This window comes from Mesorhizobium sp. M3A.F.Ca.ET.080.04.2.1 (genome assembly GCF_003952525.1).
Classification (GTDB): domain Bacteria; phylum Pseudomonadota; class Alphaproteobacteria; order Rhizobiales; family Rhizobiaceae; genus Mesorhizobium.
On sequence record NZ_CP034451.1, the window covers coordinates 1,179,703 to 1,201,712 of the forward strand.

Sequence of the window (22,010 nt, forward strand, 5' to 3'; positions counted from 1 at the left end):
ACAGGAGGAAACGAGCATGAAGTTCACCAGACGAGACGTCATCCGCACGACCGCCGGCGCGGCGGCGGGAGCCTTGGGCAGCCGCTTCGTCGGCTCCAGCGCCTTCGCCCAGGAGGGCCTGACCTACAAGCCGGAGGATGGCGCCAAGCTCAGGCTGCTGCGCTGGTCGCCTTTCGTGCAGGGCGACGAGGACCAATGGCTGAAGAACACCAAGCGCTTCACCGAAGCGACTGGCGTGGAGGTGCGTGTCGACAAGGAAAGCTGGGAAGACATCCGACCCAAGGCGGCGGTCGCGGCCAATGTCGGATCAGGTCCGGACCTGATGTTCGTCTGGTTCGACGACCCGCACCAGTATCCCGACAGGCTGCATGACGTCACCGAACTCGGCGAGTATCTCGGCAAGAAATATGGTGGCTGGCATGACGGGCCGAAACAATATGCGACGCGCGAGGGCAAGTTCCTCGGCCTGCCACTGGCCACCATCGGCAACGCCATCGTCTATCGCGAAAGCTGGGTCAAGGAGGCCGGCTTCGCCGAGTTCCCGAAGGACACGGCCGGCTTCCTCGAGCTTTGCAAGGCGCTGAAGGCGAAAGGCCATCCGGCCGGCTTCACGCATGGCCACGGCGTCGGCGACGGCAACAATTACGCGCATTGGCTCTTGTGGAGCCATGGCGGGCAGATGGTCGACGAAGCCGGCAAGGTGACGATCAACAGCCCCGAGACGCTGAAGGCGATCGAGTATGCGCAGGAGCTCTACAAGACCTTCATTCCCGGCACCGAAAGCTGGCTCGACGTCAACAACAACCGCGCCTTCCTGGCCGGCGAGATAAGCGTGATCGCCAACGGCATCTCGGCCTACAACACGGCCAAGATCAACAAGGACAACGATCCGAAGCTGGCCGAAATCGCCAAGGACATCCGCACCACCAACCTGCCGATCGGTCCGGTCGGCAAATCGGTCGAGCTGTTCCAGGTGACCACGGCCGTCATCTTCAACTACACGCCCTACCCCAACGCGGCCAAAGCCTACCTGCAGTTCATGTTCGAGGACCCGCAGATGTCGGACTGGATCACGTCATCGGCCGGCTATTGCTGTCAGACGCTGAAGGCCTTCGACAACAATCCGGTGTGGAAGGCCGACCCGAACAATGCGGCTTACGCGAAGGCCTCGGCGACGCTGCGCCCCAACGGCTATGCCGGGCCGCTCGGCTATGCTTCGGCCGCGACCATGGCCGACTATGTCCTGGTCGACATGTTCGCCAAGGCGGTGACGGGCCAGGCCACGCCGCAGGAGGCCATGGAAGAGGCCGAAAAGCGCGCCAACCGCTACTATCGCGTCTGATCCGGTCCGGCGCCTGAACCGGGGCGGCCGCGCCCGTCGTCCGGAGGCATCCGGAACTTAAGGGCGGCCGTCCCGGCCGTCCTACCAGATTCACAGGAGCCCGCGCATGGCCGTGCCATCCATTGCCGTTCAGCCACGTCCGTCCGTCCTGGCGCGGCTCGCCGAGAGCCGCAACGCGCTCGGCCTCGGCTTCATGCTGCCGGCGGCTGCGCTGCTCTTGGTCTTCCTTACCTATCCGCTCGGGCTCGGCGTCTGGCTCGGCTTCACCGACACCCGCATCGGCCGGCCGGGCATCTATATCGGCGTCGAGAACTACGAGTATCTGTGGAGCGACAGCGTGTTCTGGCTGTCGGTCTTCAACACCGTGCTCTACACGGTCAGCGCTTCGATCCTGAAGTTTGCGCTCGGCCTCTGGCTGGCGCTGATCCTCAACGAGAAGCTGCCATTCAAGTCGTTCTTCCGGGCGGTGGTGCTGCTGCCCTGGGTGGTGCCGACGGTGCTGTCGGCCATCGCCTTCTGGTGGATCTACGATTCGCAGTTCTCGATCCTGTCCTGGGCGCTGCAGCAGATGGGCCTGATCGACCACCGCATCAACTTCCTCGGCGATCCGACCAATGCGCGCGCTTCCGTCATCGCGGCCAATATCTGGCGCGGTATCCCTTTCGTGGCCATCACGCTGCTGGCCGGCCTGCAGACGATCCCGCAGTCGCTCTATGAAGCGGCGACGCTCGACGGCGCCAGCCGGTGGCAGCTGTTCCGCCATGTGACGCTGCCGCTGCTGACGCCGATCATCGCCATCACCATGACCTTCTCGGTGTTGTTCACCTTCACCGATTTCCAGCTGATCTATGTGCTGACCCGCGGCGGGCCGGTGAATGCCACCCACCTGATGGCGACATTGTCCTTCCAGCGCGGCATCGCCGGCGGCCAGCTTGGCGAAGGCGCCGCGATCGCGGTCGCCATGATCCCCTTCCTGCTGGCGGCGATCCTGTTCAGCTATTTCGGCCTGCAGCGGCGCAGGTGGCAGCAAGGCGGCGGAGACTGAGATGGCGGCGATCAAGGAAGTCGAGCGCATCGACGCCGACGAAGGCGGCATGGGCTACCTGCAGAGCCTGCCGCGGCGGGTGGTGACGGTCTACCTGCCGCTGCTGGTGTTTCTGATCGTGCTCTTGTTCCCGTTCTACTGGATGACGATCACGGCGGTGAAGCCCAATGTCGAGATGACCGACTATGTGATACAATCCGTTCTGGGTCGTGCATCCGACGCTGCAGCACATACGCTACCTGCTGTTCGAGACCTCCTATCCCGGCTGGCTGCTCAACACGGTCATCATTTCGACCGCCGCCACCTTCCTGTCGCTGCTGGCCGCGGTGCTGGCGGCCTATGCGATCGAAAGGCTGCGGTTCTCAGGCGCACGGCAGGTCGGGCTCGGCATCTTCCTCGCCTATCTCGTGCCGCCCTCGATCCTGTTCATCCCGCTTTCGGTGATGGTGTTCAACCTCGGCCTCTACGACACGCCGTTCGCGCTGATCCTCACCTACCCGACCTTCCTGGTGCCGTTCTGCACCTGGCTGCTGATGGGCTATTTCCGCTCGATCCCGTTCGAACTGGAGGAATGCGCGCTGATCGACGGGGCGAGCCGCTGGCAGATCCTGACCAAGATCGTGCTGCCGCTGTCGGTGCCGGGCCTGATCTCGGCCGGCATCTTCGCCTTCACCCTGTCGTGGAACGAATTCATCTATGCGCTGACCTTCATCCAGTCCTCCGAGAAGAAGACGGTGCCGGTCGGCGTGCTGACCGAGCTGGTCCGCTCCGACGTCTATGAATGGGGCGCGCTGATGGCCGGCGCGCTGATCGGCTCGCTGCCGGTCGTGGTGCTCTATTCCTTCTTCGTCGAGCACTATGTGTCGTCGATGACGGGCGCGGTGAAGGAATAGCTGGGCTCAAGCCCGGCCCAAGCACCGGCCGCATCCTGATCAGCGAAGCGGCACCAGCTTGGCCGCCTCGCGGATGACGCGCACGGCGTCCGGATTGGTGACGGGATAGCCGGCTATGAAACCCTCGACGGTGAAGTCGGGAAACTCGGCACTGAGCCTGGCCGCGAAGCCGGCGGCTTCGGCGCCCTCGCCCGCCGCCGCATGGGCAAGCGCCAGGAACATCAGCACGTTGGGAGAATCCGGCGTGCTTCGGCGCAGCGCGGCGACGGCTTCCCTGTGCCTGCCCTCCGAGAACAGGATGCGGCCGTACATGCCGAAATACCAGGGCGGGGCAAGCGGATTGAGGCGCATGGCGCGCTCCATCAGCGGCATCGCCTCGGCCGGATCGCCGGCGACAAGCGCCCTGCTGCCCGCAAGCAGCGCCAGCGTGTCCGCCTGGTTGGAACCGTATTCGAAGGCGCGGCGGTAACACCGCTCCGCGGCTTCCAGATCGCCGAGGCAGCCGAGGGCGTCGCCGAGGCAAACATGCACCGTGCTGTCCAGCGGGTCGAGCTGCAGCGCATTCTCGACCGCCCAGCGCCATTTCGCGGCCGCCGCCTTGGGATCGTCGCCGAAGCCGTTGCAGGACCGGATCGAGTAGGCGTAGCCGAGTTCGATCCAGGCCTTGGCCAGGGTCGGGTCGAGCTCCAGCGCGCGGGAGAACAGGCGAATGGCTTCGGCATTGCCGTCACGGCTGAAGGTGTTGTGCTGCTCGACGCCGAGCAGATAGAGATCGTAGGCGCGCAGGCTGGCCGGCGGCTTGCGGCGGATGGCATTGCGGCCGACGGTGGCGATCGCCCCGAAACAGCCGGCAAGCGCGTTGATGACGCTTTCGGCCAGATTGTCCTGCAGGGCGAAGACGTCCTGAACCGGACGCTCGAAACGCTCGCTCCACAGGCTGACGCCGCTGCGCGCATCGGCAAGCTCGATCGTCAATCGAACCCGGCTGTCGTCGGCGCGCAGCTGCCCCGACACGATGTAGGCGGCGCCCAGCGCCTTGCCGTCGGCGGCGAAGTCGGGGCGTTTGCTGCCAAGCGATTTCATGGTGTGGAAGGCGATGACCGGAATGCCGGCGTAGCGGGCGAGATCGATCGTGATGTCCGACGACAGCCCTTCGGCAAAGCGCCGCCAGCGATCATCGCTGCTGAGGCATTCGATCGGGAACAGGGCAAGCACCGGAGCGCTGTCCGACAGCGACGGTTCGAGTGCCGCGCCGACGCCGTTGATATGCGTGGCGAGCGCGACCTTGTTGCGCACGCCGAGCTTTTCATAGATCGCGGCGAGATGGGTGCGCACGGTGGACGGTGCGATGTACAGCGCCTCGCCGATCTCGCGATAGGTCATGCCGGCGGCGAACTTCTCCGCCACCGCGCGCTCGCGCTCCGACAAGGTCTCCGAGGTCGTCACGATGCGGTTCATGGTCCGTCCCTGCCAGCGGACGCAGGTGCTTTCAACCGGGGCTGACGCAAAATACTACAAATGCAGGACCCAAAACACCGCATGTGGCCGATTCCCGCGGCGGCGGGACCGGCGCAAAACTTTCCTTCAGCAAAGTCCCATCAGCCGAAGGAGGTTTCCATGCGCCGTGTCTCGATAGCGATTGCCTGTGCCATGCTGAGCCTGCCCGCCGCCACCCAGGCCTCATTGGCCGGCGAATGCCGGCAGCTCCTGGAATCGAACGTCAAGATCGACAGCATGCGCCAGTATGCCGCCATCCTCGCCAGCGCCGCCCGCAACGGCTGGAACTTCGCGCCGGCCGCGATCGACAGCGGCTCGAAGCGGCATTTCGAGGAAACCAGGCTGCAACTGATCGCCGCCGGCTTCGAGGTGCTGCCCGTCGGTGCCCACCCGCGCTGCGCCGACGAGGTGGCGAGCAAGTAGCTGAGGGGTGGTGCCGCGCACTATCTCCCCCCTTGTGGGGGAGAAAGCGATTTCAACATCTTAGCGAAGCTAAGTGTTAGAAATCGCAAGAGAGGGGATCTGCTTGGGAACTCCCTTTCCGAATCTCGGTGAGGATCGTCAAGCAGACACCATCGATATTTCGCACCACCTCGTCGTTCCAGAAGCGCACCGTTCGGAACCCTTTCATCGCGAAATGCCGATCACGCCCGGCATCTCGCTGCGACTCCGAATGCTGACCGCCGTCAACCTCCAAGATCAGCTTCGCCTCGAAGCAGACGAAGTCCAGGATGTAGCCGTCGAGCGGCACCTGCCGTTTGAACTTCAGGCCCTCGAGTTGTCGGTTGCGCAATGCCTGCCAAAGGATGTTCTCGGCCTTTGTGGCGTCGGCGCGCATTGTCCGAGCGAAGGTGCGGTGCGACGGCGGAACCTGTTGGCGCATGGTGCGTAAAAATCCCCTCTCTTGCGATTTCTAACACTTAGCTTCGCTAAGATGTTGAAATCGCTTTCTCCCCCACAAGGGGGGAGAAAGTTGCGCCTCTTCTAAAAACTCACCTCCACCGCATCGGCACTGCGCTTGGCCTCGCCGTGGAACACGGCCTCGATGTTGTTGCCGTCGGGGTCGAGCAGGAAGCAGGCGTAGTAGCCGGGGTGGTAGCGGCGCTCGCCCGGCGCGCCATTGTCCTTGCCGCCGGCGGCAAGCCCAGCGTGATAGAAGGCGTCGACCATGGCGCGGTCCCTGGCCTGGAAGGCGAGATGGTGGCGGCCGGTGAGCACGCCGAGCGCGGCGCGGCTGTCGGCGCTGGAGATGAACAGCTCGTCGGCCCAGAAATAGTCCTGCGCCTCGCCGCCGATCGGGATGCCCAGCACCTCGAACAACGCGCCATAGAAACGCCGGCTGGCCTCGAGGTCGCGCACCACAAGCTGGAGGTGGTCGATGAGCCGGCCGCGATAGAGTTCCATGGTGTGTTGCCTCCTCCTGATTGCTGCGGCTCAATCTAGAAGGGCCCGGCACGCGGTCAATGTGGGTGCGGAAGACTGCTGACAGTTGGAGAGGTCGGGGCGAGGCGCCCCCCTCTGTGCTGCCGGACATCTCCCCCACGAGGGAGGAGATCAGCCTTCACGCCGGCTTTTGCCAATCACCCACTCCGCACGAGAAGCGTCGGCGCGGGAACTGCCAATCTCCCCAGCCGTGGGGGAGATGGCCGGCAGGCCAGAGGGGGGCGCGAAGGAACGCGACCTTTCTGGCCACAGCCAAATATCCATCCCTCAAAATTCCAGTTAAAAAATGCAACCAGATTGTAGGATTGCCTCCCGCGCCGGCGTCCTTCGGACGCAAGCGGCGCGATGGATCTGGAAAAACCGTGCCGCATCAAACAGGATGCCTATGGCATGGGAGAAAACCATGAAGCTTTCCTATCGTTGGATCATCGTCGCGGCGGGCGCGCTGATGAGTTGCGTAGCGCTCGGCGCGATGTTTTCGCTGGCGATCTTTCTCGAGCCGATGGCGCTCGACACCGGCTGGTCGCGCGCGGGCATCTCCAGCGCCATGACGCTGAATTTCCTGGTGATGGGCGTCGGCGGCTTCGCCTGGGGCGCGATCTATGACCGCGTCGGGGCGCGCATCGTCGTGCTGGCCGGCGCGGTGCTGCTCGGCCTAGCGCTGGTGGTGGCGAGTCGCGCCGGCTCGCTGCTGGTCTTCCAGCTCAGCTACGGCGTGATCGTCGGGCTGGCGGCGAGCGCCTTCTTCGCGCCGATGATCGCGCTCACCACCGCCTGGTTCGACACCAACCGCAGCCTTGCCGTGTCGCTGGTCTCGGCCGGCATGGGCGTGGCGCCGATGACGATCTCGCCGTTCGCGCGCTGGCTGATCACGGCCTATGACTGGCGCACCGCCATGTTCGACATCGGCGTCATGGCCTGGGTGCTCGTGCTGCCGGCCGTGCTGCTGGTGCGCCAGCCGCCGGCGATCGTCGCTTCGGCCGATGGGAACCCGCCGGCCGCCGAGGATGCCGGCATGAGCGTCGGCCAGGCTCTGCGCTCGCCGCAGTTCATCGTGCTGGCGATGACCTTCTTTGCCTGCTGCGCGGCGCATTCGGGCCCGATCTTCCACATGGTGAGCTATGCCATGGCCTGCGGCGTGGCGCCGATGGCAGCCGTCTCGATCTACAGCGTCGAGGGTCTCGCCGGACTCGGCGGCCGCGTGCTTTATGGCGTGCTCGCCGACAGGCTGGGCGTCAAGCCGGTGCTGATCACTGGCCTCGCCATCCAGGGCCTGGTGATCGCCGCCTATCTCGGCGCCGGCCGGCTCGAGCATTTCTATATCCTGGCCGTCATCTTCGGCGCCACCTATGGCGGCGTCATGCCGCTTTATGCGGTGCTGGCGCGCGAATATTTCGGCGGCCGCATCATCGGCACCGTGCTCGGCGCCGCCACCATGCTCTCCAGCCTCGGCATGTCGTTCGGGCCGTTGGCCGGCGGCATGATCTACGACGCCTATGCCAGCTATGCCTGGCTGTTCATCGGCTCGGCGCTGGTCGGCCTCGGCGCCGCCGGCATCGCCATCGCCTTCCCGCCGCAGCCGAGCCGGCAGCGCTTGCAGATGGCGTAGGGACTGCGATCTCCCTCCACGGGGGAGATGCCGCCAAGGGCGACAGAGGGGGTTGCCGCGCCTGGAGCGCCAGCCTCCATCTGATGCACAGGGCCGAGCTCAGTAGGACCGACCCCCTCTGGCCTACCGGCCATCTCCCCCTCGAGGGGGGAGATTACGCGCTCAAACGGCTCGAAATCCATTTGCCGGACCGCGGCTAGTGTGAAACTCTGAGCCGAGACGCTGCATCTGAAATGCCGGCCTGGCCGGCGCGATCAATGAGCCGGGGGATATTGCAGTGGGCGCAGGCGTGGAAGCCGCAGACGCCAGGAACTGGTCCAGCCTGCTGATCGCGGCGGAGAAGGGCGACGCCGATGCCGTCGCCTCGGAACTGGCGGCGGGCGCGGACATCAACCAGGCCGATGAAGACGGCTGGTCAAGCCTGCACCTTGCCGCCCACAACGGCCGCATCGAAGCGCTCGAAGCCCTGATCGGCCATCCGGCGGTCGACGTCAACACCAGGAACAAATGGAAGAGCACGCCGCTCAGTCTGGCGGCGGCCAGGGGCCATCTCGCCTGCATCCTGGCGCTGGTGAAGCATCCGAGGATCGATATCGATGCGCGCGCCGATTATTACGGCCGCACGCCGCTGATCGAGGCGGCACGCAACGGACATCTCGATATCGTCAAGCTGCTGGTCGAGCATGGCGCCGACGTCAACCTGGCCGACAAGACGGGCCGCAACAGCGCGCTCATCGAGGCCATCAAGGGAAGGCATCACGCGGTCGCGGACTATCTGCTGGCGACCCGCAAGGTGAACTTCCTCAACAAGGACATGCGGCTCAACGCGTTGATCTGGGCCGGCAGCGCGCGGGACGCCGAGCTGATCGAGAAGCTGGACGCCGCGATCCACAGTTTCTTCGAGGGCAAGTGAGCGCCGGCGCCAATCTCCCTCCTCGAGGGGGAGATGTCGCCGAAGGCGACAGGAGGGATCCCTGCGCCTGAAGCGCCAGCCTCCATCTGGCGCAATAGACCGAGCCCAGTCGAACCGACCCCCTCTGGCCGCTTCGCGGCCATCTCCCCGTCGAGGCGGGAGATTCGCCGCCTGCCTCACCCGGTGCCGGTGCCGGACCGCAGCGCTTCGCGCTCCTCGTCGTCGCGGCGCAGGCGCGCGTCGGAGATCAGCATCACCGGGCACGGGCAGCGCTGCAGCACGCCGCTCGTCGTCTCGCCGAAGATGAGCTCCTCGCCCGGCCGCCGCGCCACGCCCATGACGATCAGCGCCACGTTCCGGCCGGCCTGGCGGGCGATGGCATCGGCGGCGGCGGCCTTGCTGCGGATGGCGGTCTCGATCTCGACGCCGTAGCGGTCGGCGAGCGCGACGATGTCCTTCAGCACGGCCTCCCGGCGGCGATGCGAGACCGTGTCGCGCAGCTCATCGCGACCGACCCGCGCGACACGAGCATCTTGACCGGGGCGCCGGTGACGGCGGCGATGGCAAGCGCCAGCTCGGCGCCGCGGCGGGCGACCGAGGTGCCGTTGACCGGCACCAGGATGCGGCCTGACCGGGGGCCGAGCCTCGGCATGTGCCGGCCGGCGCCGGCCGGCTTCAGCACCAGGCAGAGCGGGCCGTCGAAGGCGCCGGCGACGTCGTTCAGCCGGCGCGAGAAGCTGCCCTTGGAGGTCACGGCGCGGCCGAGACCGATGAGCAGCATGCCGTAGCCCTTGCGCGCCTCCTTGGCGACGGTCTCGGGCGAGAGCTGGACCTCGTGGCGGCGGCGGGTCAGCGGCGCCTCGCGCACCGGTTCCTCGTTGGCCTGCTTTGCCGCCTCGCGTCCCTCCTCAGCGCCCTTCTCCACTTCGTCGAGATGCGCCGCCTCGCCAGGGTCGGCTTCGCTTTCGCCGCTGGCATGCAGCACCGTCGTCGGCTTGCCGGCGCCGATCACGCCGGCAAGGTAGGCGGCGAAGCGGCCGACCACGCCCTCGTCGACCACCACCAGCAGCCGCTCCAGACTGGCGATGAAGCCGCGCTGGTCGATCTCCTCGCGCTCCAGCCGCTTCTTCTCCAGCTCGCCCATCGGCAGGCGCCCCAGCGCCCAGCGCAGCGTCGGCGGCATGGCCAAAGTGGTGATGACGGCCATGGTGACGATCATGGTGAAGAGGTTGTGCGAGAGCACGCCGATCGACAGGCCGATCGAGGCGACGATCACCTCGGTCGAGCCGCGCGCGTTCATGCCGCAGCCGACGGCGATGCCCTCGGCGCGAGTCATGCCGGCGGCCTCGGCGCCGATGAAGGCGCCGCCGAACTTGCCGATGCTGGCGATCGCTACAAGCGCCAGCGTGAGCAGCGCCAGCTGCGGATCCATCAACACGGTGAGGTCGGCCGAAAGACCGGCAACGCCGAAGAACACCGGCATGAAGAGCGCGGTGATCACCCCGCGCAGCTGGCCCTCGATGTGACGCGACAGGATCGGCGACTCGCCGACCAATATGCCGGCGACGAAGGCGCCGAGCACGGTGTGGACGCCGATCAGGTCGGTGATCAGCGCCATCGCGCCCATGATGGCGAGGATGACGGTGACGACCGCATATTCCGAGCGAAACGTATCGTTGGTCCAGCGGATGGCATCGAAGACGATGCGGCGGCCGAGGGTGAAGGAAAAACCCATGAAGGCGGCAACGCCGGCCAGCGTGAAGGCGAGGCCGCCCAGCTCGATGCGGCCATGCGTGGCGATGCCGATGGTGATGGCGATGATCACCCAGCCGATCGTGTCCTCGATGATGGCGGAGGAGACGATGATCTGACCGAGGTCGCGGCGCATGAAGTTCATCTCGCGCACCACCATGGCGACGATCTTGACCGAGGAGATCGACAGCGCGGTGCCGAGGAACAGGCCGGCGACGATGCGCTCGCTGCCGGTGGCGAGCAGGGAGGCCGGCATGAACTGCGCCGCCACGAAGCCGAGCCCGAACGGCACGGCAACGCCGGTGGCGGAAATGGAGAAGCAGGCGCGGCCGACGCGGCGCACCAGCCGAAGATCCGTCTCCATGCCGGTGAGCAGCAGCAGCATCAGCACGCCGAGCTGGGCGATGGCGTTGATCATCGATTTCTGCGCGGCATCGCCGGCAAACACCAGCCGCTCGGCCGCCGGCCACAGCCAGCCGAGCAGCGAGGGTCCGAGCAGGATGCCGCCGATCAGCTGCCCCATCACCGCCGGCTGTCCGAGCCGCTCCAGCAATTCGCCGATGCCGCGGCCGACAAGCAGCAACAGGATGATCTCCAGGACGAAGATGCCCTCGCTCGACATCCCTTTCTTCTCGGCCGCCCAGGCGACTGCCGGCATGAGCGCGAGTACGGCGGCCGCAAGCGCGAGCGTCCATCGCCGATTGAGCATGAAGGACAATATCTGCACCCCTCGATTATGCCCCGCCATAACGGTTTCGCACATGCATCGGCTGCAGCGCAATCTCCCCTCTCGAGGGGGGAGATGTCGCCGAAGGCGACAGAGCGGGTCGCCGCGCGTTGAGCGCCGGCGCTTTCTACAGGCCGAGCCCAGTCGAACCGACCCCCTCTGCCCTGCCGGGCATCTCCCCTCAAGGAGGGAGATCGCCACAATTCGATTCAAATACCACCGCCCATCTTTGCTTCCCGGTAAAGCGACTCGCGCATGTTTCGCGCACGGCGGGCGATAAGGAGAAGCTAATGAAGAGCGACTTTGCCGCTGCGCACCTGCACCTCGACAGGGCCTGCCATTATCTGCGCGGCGACGATGAAACCAGCCGCGCCGCGCTCGAGGCGCTGGACCTCGTGATCGAGGCGGTGGCGGCCGCCCAATACTCCCGGCCCGAGGCCGAGGTGCTGCCGTTTCCGAGGGGAGCGAAGCGGGAAATGCCGCCCATGGCATCCTGACCTATCCGCCTGAAAGGGCGGAAACATTTTAGCCGGCCACACATTGTGCTATAAGGGGTGTGGCCGGCTGGCCGGCCTTGCGTTCGGGAGGCGCATGGCGGGGATGTCCCAGGTCCACAACGTCAAGCCAGTGGAGACCGGCGCGGCGCCGCGCGGCTCCGATGCGTTCGCGCTGAAGCTGACCTCCTCCGAATTCGCAACCACCATGTCGCATTTCCATCGCGCCGAAATCGCGCGCATGGCCGGCTGGCGCGACCGACTCGACCGCACCAGCAACTGGGCGATCACCGTGGTGGCGGCGATGCTTTCGGTGTCGCTGTCGACGCCGAACGCCCATCACGGCGTGCTCCTCTTCGCCATGCTCTTGATCACGCTGCTGTTGTGGATCGAGGCGCGGCGCTACCGCTTCTTCGACGTCTATCGCGCCAGGGTGCGCCAGTTCGAGCGCTATTATTTCGCGCAGATCTTCTCGCCGCAGCCGGACTATGCCTCCAACTGGCTGGCCATCGTCGGCGAAGGCCTGCGCTCGCCGCGCTTCCTCATCTCGCAGCGCGCGGCGCTGATCAGGCGGCTGCGGCGCAACTACATCTTCATGTACACGATCCTGATGCTTGCCTGGGTGCTGAAGATCACCACGCCAAGCCTGACGCATGACGGTGCGCCCGTCGGCTTCGGCGCCTCGCTGCTCGATACGCTGAAGGTGGCGACGCTCGGTCCCATTCCCGGTGCCGTCGTGGTATGCGCCGTCCTGGCCTTCTATCTGGCGATGGTTGCCGCCGCCTTCCTGGTCCGCGCCGACGACGGCGAGCTCTCGCACGGCAACGTGCATGTGTAAGGACGCTGCCGCCGCGCTCACAGTCCCGGCGGCCTGACGAAGCCGTCGGTCAGACGCGCCAGCGCCTTGGCGGCTGCCAGCAGCTTCATGTCCGAGTGGCGGCGGCCGACGAGCTGGGCGCCGATCGGCAGGCCCTCCCGGTCGAGGCCGATCGGAATGACGACGGCCGGATGTCCTGTCAAGTTGAAGCGACAGGCATGGGCGAGCGCGCTCCAGTAAGGCGTCTCGACACCATCGACGGGGATCGGCGCTCCCGTCTCGCGATGGCGGAAGGCGGTGCACATCATTGCCGGGCAGACGAGAACGTCCCAGTCGTCGAAGAAGCGCTCCCAGGCGAGGATGAATTCATCGCGCCGGTTGAGCGCGGCGAGATAGGCCGGCAGCGACGGCGAGGCCTCGCCCGGCGACCGGAAGGCCTGCGAGTACCAGGTGATGAAATCGGAGAACAGCGCCCGCTCGGCGGCGAAGTCATGGCCCGGCAAGGCCTGCGCCACGCGCGCGCCGCCAATGGCGGCAGCGTCGGCGAAGCCGGCGATCGCGTCGGCGATGTCGATCGCGACCGGGACGCCGGGAAAGGTCGCCGCCCAGGCGATCCGCAAGCTTTCGAGCGGCGGCTCCGGCGCCTCGTCCGTCGCCACCGGCGGCACTTCGGTGTCGAAACCGTCGGCGCCGGCGATGATGCGGTGGGCCAGGATCAGATCGTCGACGTCACGGGCCAAAGGGCCGATGTCGAACAGCAGGCGGAAGCTGCGCGGCATGTCGGGCGGATCGGCGTAGCTGCCGGTGAGCGGCACGCTCGCCTGCGTCGGCTTGAAGCCATAGATGCCGGTGAGATGCGCCGGGGTCCTGATCGAGCCGCCGGCATCGCTGCCGATCTCGAGCGGCGCCAGGCCGGCAGCAACCGCCGCGGCGGCGCCGCCGCTCGAGCCGCCCGGCGTGCGCGTGACATCCCACGGATTGCAGGTGCGGCCGAAGATCGGGTTGGCGGTCTGCAGGTCGCGCAGCCTCGGCGGCACGTTGGTCTTGCCGATGATGATGGCGCCCGCCTTGCGCAGCCTGGCGGCAATGGTGCTGTCGGTCGTCGGCACATGGTCGGCGAAGGCCTCCAGCCCGACCGTGGTGCGCATGCCGGCGGTGGCGTGGCCGTCCTTCAGCGTGACCGGGACGCCGTGCAGCGGCCCGACGGCATCGCCGCGTGCGATCGCCCTGTCGGCGGCCTTGGCGCCGGCACGGGCGGCCTCCTCGTCGAGCGTGACGATGGCATTGAGGAGCGGATTGACCATTTCAATGCGGGCAAGCTGCGCCTCCATCGCCTCGCCGGCGCTGACCTGCCCGTCGCGGATCGCCGCCGCCAGCTGCATGGCGGTGAGGAAGGTGGTGTCGGGGTGGGCCATGTGGTTCTCCGGGAGGGAGTGGTGGTGTGGTGGATGGTGGTGAATGGTGGTGAATGGTGAGTGGTGGTGAATGGTCAATGGTGAATGGTGAATGGTGAATGGTGAATGGTGAGTAGTGAGTAGCGAGTAGCGATGTTCAGTTTGTCTTGATGCCGTGCATTCACTATCTATTTTTCTTTTAACCATTTACCATTCACCATTCACCATTCACCACCATTCACCACTCACTACTCACTACTGCCTACACTACTGCCTACTCATCGCCGCTCGAAACTCCCCCGTGCTGTTCCGGTTCGGATAGGGCTCGTCCGGCACGGGGACGCCGAGATGGGCGCAGAGCGGCTGCCAGCCGTCGCCGAGCTTGTGGACCAGCAGGCGCTCGGCCGGCACCGCATCGAGCACCGCCTCGACATTGGCCTCATAGGTGGCGATCGCATGCGCGCGGTCGTGCGGCCGGCCGCCGAAGACCTGTTTCGCAATGAGCGCAATGCCCAGCGACTCCTGGTCCTGACTGTCCTCGATCGACGGCAGGATCGTGTTTTGAAAGCTCTCCCACCAGCTTTCGGGCGAGCGCCAGGTGAGGATGACGCGCGCCTGAGGATAGGCTTCGATCAGCTCGCGCCAGTAATGGGCGGACGGCCAGTCGACACAGGATTTGTATCCGGCAAAGAGCTTGTCCCAGTCGGGCGCGGCGCCCTTGGCGAGCGCCCGCCAGAGCCGCTTCTGCTCCTCGTTCGCCATCACCTCCGACATGTGATGGCATGGCCCGAAGCCGAGCATCGTCAGCGCCTCGCGCATCGAATCCGTGCCCGTGCGGCCGAAGCCCGTTCCAATCACCCTCATCGACATTTTCTCCCCTACGCCTGCTTTTCCTTGTCATGCATTTCCTGACGGAAAAGCGCTGCGCACTTTTCCTGGAATTGCTTGGCTTTGTTTCTTCGCAATTCCGGACGGAAAACCGTTGCGCACTTTTCCTGGAATTGCTTGGCTTTGTTTCTTCGCAATTCCGGACGGAAAACCGCTGCGCACTTTTCCTGGAATTGCTTGGCTTTGTTTCTTCGCAATTCCGGACGGAAAACCGCTGCGCACTTTTCCTGGAATTGCTTTAGGCGATCATCCTCCCTGGACCACGAGCCGCAAGCGATTGCCCTCCGGATCGGCGGTGGCGACGGCGCCGCCTTCCCTTTTCATCGGCGCATTGGCCGCCTCCAGCCTCAGCGCCACGGCGGCAAGCTCCTGCTCCGAAGCGAGCTCGACGGTGAAGTGGTCGAGGCCGGCGGCGCCCGGCGGCGGTTCGCGCAGCTCGTCGCGCGCCCACACGTTGAAGGCCACCATATGCGGCCGGCGCGCGGTGCCGCAGTCGAACAGGCCGAAATTGCGCGACTGGATGTGCGGCCGCAAGCCCAGCACGCCGATGTAGAACGGCATCAAGGTCTCGGGCGAGCGCGCCCGCATATGGATGTGGCCGATGAAGGCGTCGTCGGCCATCTTCTGCTCGACATGGCCGGAATTGCCGAGGTCGCGCAGCAGGCCCGGAACATCCAGCGGTTCGATCCCGGAATGCGCGCTGCCGTCGGTGGCGATGAGCGAGACGCGGCCGTCGGCCGCCTCCTCCCTGCGCAGAAGACGCTGCGGCGTGTCGAAACAGATTTCGATGCCGTTGCCCGACGGGTCGGAGACGTAAAGCGACTCCGAAATAAGATGATCCTGGGCGCTGAAGCGGAGGCCCGACGCCTTGAGGCGGGCGGCGACATGGGCGAGATCGCGGCGGCTCGTGACATGGATGGCGACGTGAAAGAGATCGCGCGACTTCTGCGGCAGGACCGTGTCCGCTCCGGCGTGGAGGACGATCAGCGTCCGGCCGCCGGTGCCGAGCTCCGCCGTGCCGGCATCCTCGCCAACCAGCCCAAGACCAAGCGTGCCGCGCCAGACGATCAGGGCCGCCGGGATGTCGGTCACCTTGAGGTGGACCGGCCCGAGTCGGGTGGCCTGAGACAGCAATGCTTCGTCCATCGTCGCCTGTCCGATTGCGGCCGATTCATATTAGTCGCGAATGATATTTCTGTCTTGCGTCAAGTTCGGGTTGACCCCTCTCGGGCGGGCGGCAACTATGGCGGCAGGCTATTTGTCTTCACGCCATTTCGGACGGAAACCGCCGCGCGGTTTCGTCCGGAATTGCTTGAGCTTCAGGAGGAGATCACATGGACGAGACCGACCACTGGCGCAACATGGCGAGCGCGCCGAGGGACGGCAGCCGCATCCTGGTCACGGTGCGCTCGTCCGAGCAGGGACCGGCCGAGGTCGACATGGCCTACTGGTCGCGCGCCGACCAGTTCGGCGCGGAAGGCTGGCGGGCGTCCGACTCCTCGCCGGGCCGCATCGTCGAGTATGCCGAGCCGGAGCTCAGATGCTGGATGCCGCTGCCCTCGGCCGGGAGAGGAGCGATGCCCAGCCCCTGGGAAGGCGACGACGTGCCGCTGCTGGATGGGTCTGGGATTTAGTCTTTCGTTGGCGATTGGCGAAAGCGGCCGTGACGGCTGATCTCCCTCCTTGAGGGGGAGATGGCCGGCAGGCCAGAGGGGGGCGCCGTAGAGTAAAAACCTCGGCGAAGGCCCTCGGGCTCAAACGGCTCCAGCGATGACCCATACTCCTCTACCGCCGCGACACCGCGCCAATGCGAAATCGATGCATCGCGTCATGACTGTTGGAGAACTGAAGCTCTGGAACGAGCTTCGTGCACATCAGCGGGCTATATCGTCGACTTCGCTTGCCCGGAGAAAAGGCTGCTTGTCGAGGTCGACGGTTCTCAGCATGGCGATGGCGGTGTTGCCAAGGCCGATGCACTGCGGACGAGACGTCTGGCAGAGGATGGCTGGACCGTCTTGCGGTTCTGGAACGACGAGGTGATCCGCGACGTCGACAATGTCTGCCAGCACATTGTTATCGTCGCGGGATTGGCTGATCCGACCTGAGAGGCTGGCGGGACAGCGCCCCCTCTGTCCTGCCGGACATCTCCCCCACTACTAGGCCACTACTAGGGGGGAGATTGGCTGTCTCGTCTGTCTCGCCAAGTCGCCCTCAATTCTTGTTCAAATATTCCGCCGCGTTCTGAGGCGTCACCAGTTCGAAGGGCACGTAGACGACGCGGTCGACCTTCTCGCCCTTGGCGAGCGCGAGCGCTGCATCGACGCCGCCGCCGCCCTGGCCCTTGGCGTTCTGGAACACCGTCACCGAGAGCTCGCCGGCCTTCATCGCCTGCAAGCCGTCCTGCGTGGCATCGATGCCGCCGACGACGACGTTCTTCATGTCGACGCCGTTGGCCTTCAGCGCCAGGATGGCGCCGATGGCGGATTCGTCGTTGTTGGCGATGACGGCGTCCGGCGCCGGGCCGGCGGTCAGCCAGTTGGTCATCAGGTTCTGCGCATTGTCGCGCGACCATTCCGACGACTGCTTGTCGGTGACCTTGATGAAGTTGCACATGTCGGTCGAAAAGATCTGCTCGACATCCTTGGTGCGCTGGAGCGCGGCCTGGTGCACCAGGCTGCCCATGACGATATAGGCGGTGGCGCCTGCCGACTTGCCCTTGGCGCGCAGTATCTTACAGACCTCGAAGGCTTCCAGCGTGCCCGACTCGACTTCGTTCGAGCCGACATAGACTTGGCGTTCGGGCAGCTTGGCCATGTCGACCGGCTCGAGATTGACGAAGACCAGCGGGATGCCGGCCTTGGCGGCCTCCTCGCTGATGGTCTTGGAGGCATTGGTGTCGACCAGCGTGATGATGATGGCGTCGACGCCGCTGGCGATGAAGTTCTTGACCTGGTCGAGCTGCTTGGCAACGTCGTTCTGGGCGTCCTCGACCTGGATCTCGGCGCCCTTCTCCTTGGCGCGGTCCTGCATGCCGTGCATCAGCAGCGTCTGGAAGTTGTTGTCGAAGTTGACGATCGAGACGCCGAGCTTGGCGGCGAAGGCGGTTGCCGGCATCGACATGGTCACGGCAAATGTCGTCGACCACAGCGCGGCCAAAGCCGTCGAGATGAGAAGTTTCTTCACGCTGTCCTCCCTTTGCGGATGGGTGCCGGTTCACCCGCTCTTGTCTCCGGCCCTTTCGGGATGGCCCCTTTCGGGATATTCGGGCGGATGGCCGAAGCCCTCTCACCATGACGGCAAATGCGGTTCACTGAGCGGCTAACGCCGCCAACCTGGCTGTCTTGAGGGCGTCACTTGGTAGCGGCGGCGTTGGCGCGCGCCTTCTTCTTCTCGTAGCGGGCCTGCATGCGCGCCTCGCCTTCCTTGCTGCCGTCGTGGAAGGTGCCGAGCCAGCGGTCGAAGGGGATCAGGCCGTCGCCGTAGTTCACCTCGAAATATTTGTGATGCAGGTAGTGGATGTAGGCGTGGCTATCGACGGTCCTGTCCTCGGTCAGTTCCACCTTGTCGAAGCCGACATGGCCGGGAATGGCGCCGAAGCCGGCATAGTGGAGCTGGTAGAGCGCCAGCAGCGGGTTCGACGGAATGACCAGGTGCCAGAAGGCGACGCCGAGATAGCCGAGCTGCTCCACCGGATGCATCGACAGCGACGACCAGGGCGACGGGTTGACCGAATTGTGGTGCACCGAATGCACCCATCTGTAGAGCGGCCCCCAATGGATCGCCCGGTGCAGCATGAAGAAATGCGTCTCATGGATGATCGGCACCACCAGGGCCAGGCAAAACAGATAGACCGGATGCTCGGCGACGGTCAGCCACGGCACGTAGCCATTGGCGTAGACGTAGAGGATCGTCACCTCGATCGCCGTCCAGATCGGCATGCCGGTGCCGAAGGTGCGCAGCATGTTGTCGATGTTCTGGTTCTCGAAGAAGAAGGCCTTGCTCTTCTGCTCCGAGGGCCATTTGCCGTTGTATTTGAAGCGGTTGCCCTGCGCTCTGAAAATGTAGAGTCGAAGCTCGAAGACGCCGAAGAAGACGAGCAGCGCCGCGCAGTTGACGAGGAACAGGCGCAGGATCCAGCCGACGGAGAGCGTCTTCATCACCTCGACGTCCGGCAGCACGTAGCGCCACCAGACAACGGCCGTGACGGCGAAGAGCAGGTTGTAGGGCAGGAAGTAATGCGGCAGCCACTTCAGCACCGCCAGCGGGCGCGGCGGAAAGACGAAAAGCGGCGCGGTGCCGGCCGGTTCGTTGGGAGCCCAGTCGCCCCGTTTGTTGCGCGTGCCGAATTGCAGGTCGTCCATGGCTGGTCTCACAAGGGCTTGGACAGGGTGAGGGATTGAGACAGGGTGAGGGATTGAGACAGGGTGAGGAAGCGGTCATAGGCGGCAACGTCCATGTCCACCTGGTGCTCCGCTTCCGGGTAACTGCCCTCGGCGACGTCGCGCCCGAAGGCGCGGAAGGCGGCGATGCGCTTTTCCTGCAGCTCGGCCTCCAGCGTCACGAAGTCGGCATAGCGCTTGGCGTGGCGCGGATAGTGGCCGGCATGGGTGCCGAGCACGTCGCAGGAGAACAGATACTGCGTGTCGCAGGCGGTGCCGCAGCCCATGCCCATGGTGATCAGCGGCGTCGAGCGGGTGATGTGTTCGGCGACGCGCACCGGCACCACCTCGACCTCGATGCAGGCGGCGCCGGCATTCTCCAGATCCTTGGCCGCGCGCAGCACCCTGAAGGCTTCCTCGGCCGTGCGGCCGACGGCGCGGAAGTTCGTCCAGGTGGCGCGATTCGGCACCAGGCCGACATGGCCGGTGACCGGAATGCCTTCTGCCGCCATGGCCTCGATGAAGCGCGGCGAATGCGAGCAATAGACCGCATCGGCGCCGCGCTTCATCATGGCGAAGCCCAGCCGCACCGCCTCATCGGGCGAAGCGACCGCGCCATGCGGCATGCCGACGGAGAGGAACGCGTGGGGCGCCGCCTGGCGAATGGCTTCCAGATTGTGGTCGGGCTCGCAGGAGAGGATGACGATGTCGCAGGCGACCGCGGCGGCCGCCTCGGCCGGCGTGTCGACATGCAGCTGCAGCCATTTCCTGCTGCCCTTGGCGCTCTGCAGATCGTAGGCCGTGAGCCGTCTTGCCACTGGTGATCCTCCGTTCGGCGGGCGGGACGATCGCAGGCTGGAAAAGCTCCCCCCTCACCCTCTCCCCGGTGGGGAGAGGAGCCACAGCGTCGGTGCCGGCCCTCTTCTCCCCTCGGGGAGAAGTGGCCGCGCTGCGGCCGGATGAGGGGGAGAGCCCGATCGTCTCCCGTCCGCGGACGAGTTAGCACCGCTATTGGTGCGATGGCTCGCGCTACCTTGATCAAATCAGATCAAAGGTTCTCGGCGGTGAAGGTAACGAAGCGGATCGGCGGGTTGTCGACCGGCAGGTCGTGCAGGTTGAGCGCGGCGAGCACCAGGTCGATGGCGCGGCGCGCCTGCGCCTCCGGCGCCTGGTCGAGCACGACATCCATCGTGCCTTCGCTCAGGCCGCGGGCGCTGCGCTCGGTGAGTTCGTGGCCGACGAAGAATATCTCGCGGCCGCACGGGTGGCGGCGCAGCACCTCGTTCAGCGCGGTATTGGCGCCGCCGGCGTTGTAGAGGCCGGCAAGGTCCGGCCAGCGCTTCAGCGCCTCGTGGAGCTGCTCGGCGTTGCGGTCGCCGTCGTCGAAACCGAACAGGGCGGCCATGGGCTCGAAGCCTTGGCCTTCATCGATCAGATAATCGAAGAAGCCGCGCACGCGGTCGCGGTGGACGCGGTAGATCTGGCTGTGGCAGATCGCGACCACCTTGCCCGGGCGGCGCTGCATGCGCGCCATCAACAGCCCTGCCATGCGGCCGGCGGCATAGTTGTCGATGCCGACATAGGTGCTTCTGGTGCCGGAGATCTGGGTGACGATCTGCACCGTCGGCACGTTTTCCGCCTCGAGTTTCCGCAAGGCGGTGCTGACAAGCGGATGATCGGGCACAGCGAGGATAAGGGCAGCGCGCCGCATCTCGGGTTCAAGGATGCGTTTCGCGATCGCCGCCGGATTGGCCTCGTCGAGAAAGGTACGGTGCACCGCGATCGTCCGGTCGAGCGTGGCGGCAATGCGCTCGAACGCGCGCGACAGCCGCGCAAAGAAGGTGGCGTCGGGCCTGACCAGGATCACCTCGATGCGGATGACGCCGCGATGCGCCTCCGGCAGCCGGCGCGGATAGTCGAGCGAGCGCGCCGCCGCGACGACCTTCTCGACGGTCCCGGGCCGCACCCCGCCCCTGCCGTTCAGCACGCGCTCCACCGTCGCCGTGCCGACGCCGGCCCGGCGGGCGATTTCGAGGAAGGTGGGCTTTGGAATGGGTGGGGCTCCGCTTGTGATTGGGACGACAAAGTAGCCAGGGGCAATTCGATTTCCAAGGTTGGTGTTCCTTCGCGCCCCCCTCTGTCCTGCCGGACATCTCCCCCACAAGGGGGGAGATTGGCAGCGTCGCCGGAGGTGCCATTCCTGCCACGTTGGCGGTTGACGAAAGCCGGCGCGACATCCGATCTCCCCCCAAGTGGGGGAGATGTCCGGCAGGACAGAGGGGGGCGCCGTAGAGTAGAAGCATTGGCGAAACAAACATCAGTCCCACCGCTCGAGCATGCCGCATTCACCCTTGCCACCCAGACACCGCGACAATGCGAGATCGATGCGCAAGGTCATGACCGACGCGGAGCTGAAGCTCTGGAACGAACTTCGCGCGCATCGGCTGATGGGGCTGGGCTTCCGCAGGCAGTTTCCGGTCGCAGGCTACATTGTCGACTTCGCCTGCCCGCAGAAGAGGCTGATCGTGGAGGTGGATGGATCGCAGCATGGCGATGCTGGGCGTGCGGTTGCTGACGAGGTCAGAACCGATCGCTTGGAACGGGATGGCTGGATCGTCCTGCGCTTCTGGAACGACGATGTCCTCCGCGACATCGACAATGTCTGCCAGCACATTGTTATTGCGGCAGGAGTGGCTGGGCCGCCTTGAGACGCCGGCGGGACAGCGCCCCTCTGTCCTGCCGGACGTCTCCCCCACGAGGGGGGAGATCGGCAATGCGGCGGCTTTCGCTAATCGGCAACGCGGTCCCCGAGCGAGC

22 protein-coding genes and 2 pseudogenes are annotated in these 22,010 nt (G+C 65.6%); 11 read left to right on the top strand and 13 right to left on the bottom strand.

Annotated features, from left to right (window positions below; genetic code table 11):
- Nucleotides 1-16: 16 nt before the first annotated feature.
- From EJ074_RS05610 to EJ074_RS05620, 3 genes and pseudogenes are all read left to right on the top strand, one after another.
- Nucleotides 17-1,342: an ABC transporter substrate-binding protein gene (locus EJ074_RS05610; RefSeq protein WP_129552821.1), complete on the top strand. Its 1,326-nt coding sequence runs from the start codon at nt 17-19 to the stop codon at nt 1,340-1,342.
- A gap of 106 nt (nt 1,343-1,448) precedes the next feature.
- Nucleotides 1,449-2,387, top strand: coding sequence for a sugar ABC transporter permease (locus tag EJ074_RS05615; protein ID WP_095807659.1), 939 nt, complete (start codon nt 1,449-1,451; stop codon nt 2,385-2,387).
- Nucleotide 2,388: 1 nt separating this feature from the next.
- Nucleotides 2,389-3,280 (top strand): annotated as a pseudogene (locus EJ074_RS05620) (carbohydrate ABC transporter permease).
- 39 nt (nt 3,281-3,319) lie between these two features.
- On the opposite strand, the gene EJ074_RS05625 reads toward EJ074_RS05620, so the two are convergent.
- Nucleotides 3,320-4,738 carry a LuxR C-terminal-related transcriptional regulator gene (locus EJ074_RS05625; RefSeq protein ID WP_095807661.1) on the bottom strand — a complete coding sequence of 473 codons (1,419 nt, stop codon included), beginning with the start codon at nt 4,736-4,738 and terminating at the stop codon, nt 3,320-3,322.
- Nucleotides 4,739-4,897: 159 nt separating this feature from the next.
- Here EJ074_RS05625 and EJ074_RS05630 point away from each other — a divergent pair, with 159 nt between their 5' ends.
- On the top strand, nt 4,898-5,200 hold the full coding sequence (locus EJ074_RS05630) for a hypothetical protein (RefSeq protein ID WP_129552822.1): 303 nt from the start codon (nt 4,898-4,900) through the stop codon (nt 5,198-5,200).
- 76 nt (nt 5,201-5,276) lie between these two features.
- Here the strand turns inward: EJ074_RS05630 and EJ074_RS05635 are convergent, their stop codons facing one another.
- Complete coding sequence (locus EJ074_RS05635) at nt 5,277-5,660, bottom strand: DUF559 domain-containing protein (RefSeq protein ID WP_095807663.1); 384 nt, start codon at nt 5,658-5,660, stop codon at nt 5,277-5,279.
- A gap of 101 nt (nt 5,661-5,761) precedes the next feature.
- Nucleotides 5,762-6,181, bottom strand: a complete 420-nt coding sequence (locus EJ074_RS05640) for a VOC family protein (RefSeq protein WP_095807664.1) — start codon at nt 6,179-6,181, stop codon at nt 5,762-5,764.
- Between the two features lie 442 nt (nt 6,182-6,623).
- Between EJ074_RS05640 and EJ074_RS05650 the strand changes: the two genes are divergently transcribed.
- Both EJ074_RS05650 and EJ074_RS05655 read left to right on the top strand, forming a co-directional pair.
- A complete protein-coding gene (locus EJ074_RS05650; RefSeq protein ID WP_095807730.1) occupies nt 6,624-7,829 on the top strand; it encodes an MFS transporter in 1,206 nt (401 codons plus the stop codon).
- 277 nt (nt 7,830-8,106) lie between these two features.
- Entirely contained in the window at nt 8,107-8,742 is a 636-nt protein-coding gene (locus tag EJ074_RS05655; protein ID WP_095807666.1) for an ankyrin repeat domain-containing protein, read from the top strand.
- Nucleotides 8,743-8,918: 176 nt separating this feature from the next.
- On the opposite strand, the gene EJ074_RS30095 is transcribed toward EJ074_RS05655, so the two are convergent.
- Entirely contained in the window at nt 8,919-9,206 is a 288-nt protein-coding gene (locus tag EJ074_RS30095; RefSeq protein WP_245454796.1) for a universal stress protein, read from the bottom strand.
- Entirely contained in the window at nt 9,200-11,257 is a 2,058-nt protein-coding gene (locus EJ074_RS05660; RefSeq protein WP_245454797.1) for a cation:proton antiporter, read from the bottom strand. The genes EJ074_RS30095 and EJ074_RS05660 overlap by 7 nt, the downstream gene beginning before the upstream one ends.
- Nucleotides 11,258-11,511: 254 nt before the next feature.
- Between EJ074_RS05660 and EJ074_RS05665 the strand changes: the two genes are divergently transcribed.
- Together EJ074_RS05665 and EJ074_RS05670 are read left to right on the top strand one after the other, a co-directional pair.
- The gene (locus tag EJ074_RS05665; protein WP_095807668.1) at nt 11,512-11,718 is read left to right on the top strand and encodes a hypothetical protein; all 207 of its coding nucleotides are present in this window, start codon (nt 11,512-11,514) and stop codon (nt 11,716-11,718) included.
- Nucleotides 11,719-11,812: 94 nt separating this feature from the next.
- Nucleotides 11,813-12,553 (top strand): DUF2270 domain-containing protein, encoded by a 741-nt coding sequence (locus EJ074_RS05670; protein ID WP_207210059.1) that lies wholly within the window; start codon nt 11,813-11,815, stop codon nt 12,551-12,553.
- Nucleotides 12,554-12,570: 17 nt separating this feature from the next.
- Here the strand turns inward: EJ074_RS05670 and EJ074_RS05675 are convergent, their stop codons facing one another.
- The 4 genes from EJ074_RS05675 to EJ074_RS05690 form a co-directional block, all read right to left on the bottom strand.
- Entirely contained in the window at nt 12,571-13,947 is a 1,377-nt protein-coding gene (locus tag EJ074_RS05675; RefSeq protein WP_095807670.1) for an amidase family protein, read from the bottom strand.
- 246 nt (nt 13,948-14,193) lie between these two features.
- Complete coding sequence (locus EJ074_RS05680) at nt 14,194-14,790, bottom strand: sulfotransferase family protein (protein ID WP_245420425.1); 597 nt, start codon at nt 14,788-14,790, stop codon at nt 14,194-14,196.
- A 33-nt stretch (nt 14,791-14,823) separates the two neighbouring features.
- On the bottom strand, nt 14,824-15,036 hold the full coding sequence (locus EJ074_RS29580) for a hypothetical protein (RefSeq protein WP_165349863.1): 213 nt from the start codon (nt 15,034-15,036) through the stop codon (nt 14,824-14,826).
- A 24-nt stretch (nt 15,037-15,060) separates the two neighbouring features.
- Nucleotides 15,061-15,960, bottom strand: a complete 900-nt coding sequence (locus EJ074_RS05690; protein WP_095807672.1) for a VOC family protein — start codon at nt 15,958-15,960, stop codon at nt 15,061-15,063.
- A 188-nt stretch (nt 15,961-16,148) separates the two neighbouring features.
- On the opposite strand from EJ074_RS05690, the gene EJ074_RS05695 reads away from it, so the two are divergent.
- A complete protein-coding gene (locus EJ074_RS05695) occupies nt 16,149-16,448 on the top strand; it encodes a hypothetical protein (protein ID WP_095807673.1) in 300 nt (99 codons plus the stop codon).
- 136 nt (nt 16,449-16,584) lie between these two features.
- Nucleotides 16,585-16,919: pseudogene (locus EJ074_RS05700) on the top strand (endonuclease domain-containing protein).
- A gap of 106 nt (nt 16,920-17,025) precedes the next feature.
- Here the strand turns inward: EJ074_RS05700 and EJ074_RS05705 are convergent.
- The 4 genes from EJ074_RS05705 to EJ074_RS05720 all read right to left on the bottom strand — a co-directional run bounded on the left by EJ074_RS05705 (nt 17,026) and on the right by EJ074_RS05720 (nt 21,246).
- Nucleotides 17,026-17,997 (bottom strand): substrate-binding domain-containing protein, encoded by a 972-nt coding sequence (locus tag EJ074_RS05705; RefSeq protein ID WP_095807674.1) that lies wholly within the window; start codon nt 17,995-17,997, stop codon nt 17,026-17,028.
- 167 nt (nt 17,998-18,164) lie between these two features.
- A complete protein-coding gene (locus EJ074_RS05710; protein ID WP_095807675.1) occupies nt 18,165-19,175 on the bottom strand; it encodes a sterol desaturase family protein in 1,011 nt (336 codons plus the stop codon).
- An 8-nt stretch (nt 19,176-19,183) separates the two neighbouring features.
- Nucleotides 19,184-20,011 (bottom strand): 3-methyl-2-oxobutanoate hydroxymethyltransferase, encoded by an 828-nt coding sequence (locus EJ074_RS05715; protein ID WP_095807676.1) that lies wholly within the window; start codon nt 20,009-20,011, stop codon nt 19,184-19,186.
- A gap of 230 nt (nt 20,012-20,241) precedes the next feature.
- The gene (locus EJ074_RS05720) at nt 20,242-21,246 is read right to left on the bottom strand and encodes a LacI family DNA-binding transcriptional regulator (protein ID WP_165350052.1); all 1,005 of its coding nucleotides are present in this window, start codon (nt 21,244-21,246) and stop codon (nt 20,242-20,244) included.
- A gap of 283 nt (nt 21,247-21,529) precedes the next feature.
- On the opposite strand from EJ074_RS05720, the gene EJ074_RS05730 reads away from it, so the two are divergent.
- Entirely contained in the window at nt 21,530-21,901 is a 372-nt protein-coding gene (locus EJ074_RS05730) for a DUF559 domain-containing protein (protein ID WP_095807677.1), read from the top strand.
- Nucleotides 21,902-22,010 lie beyond the last annotated feature (109 nt).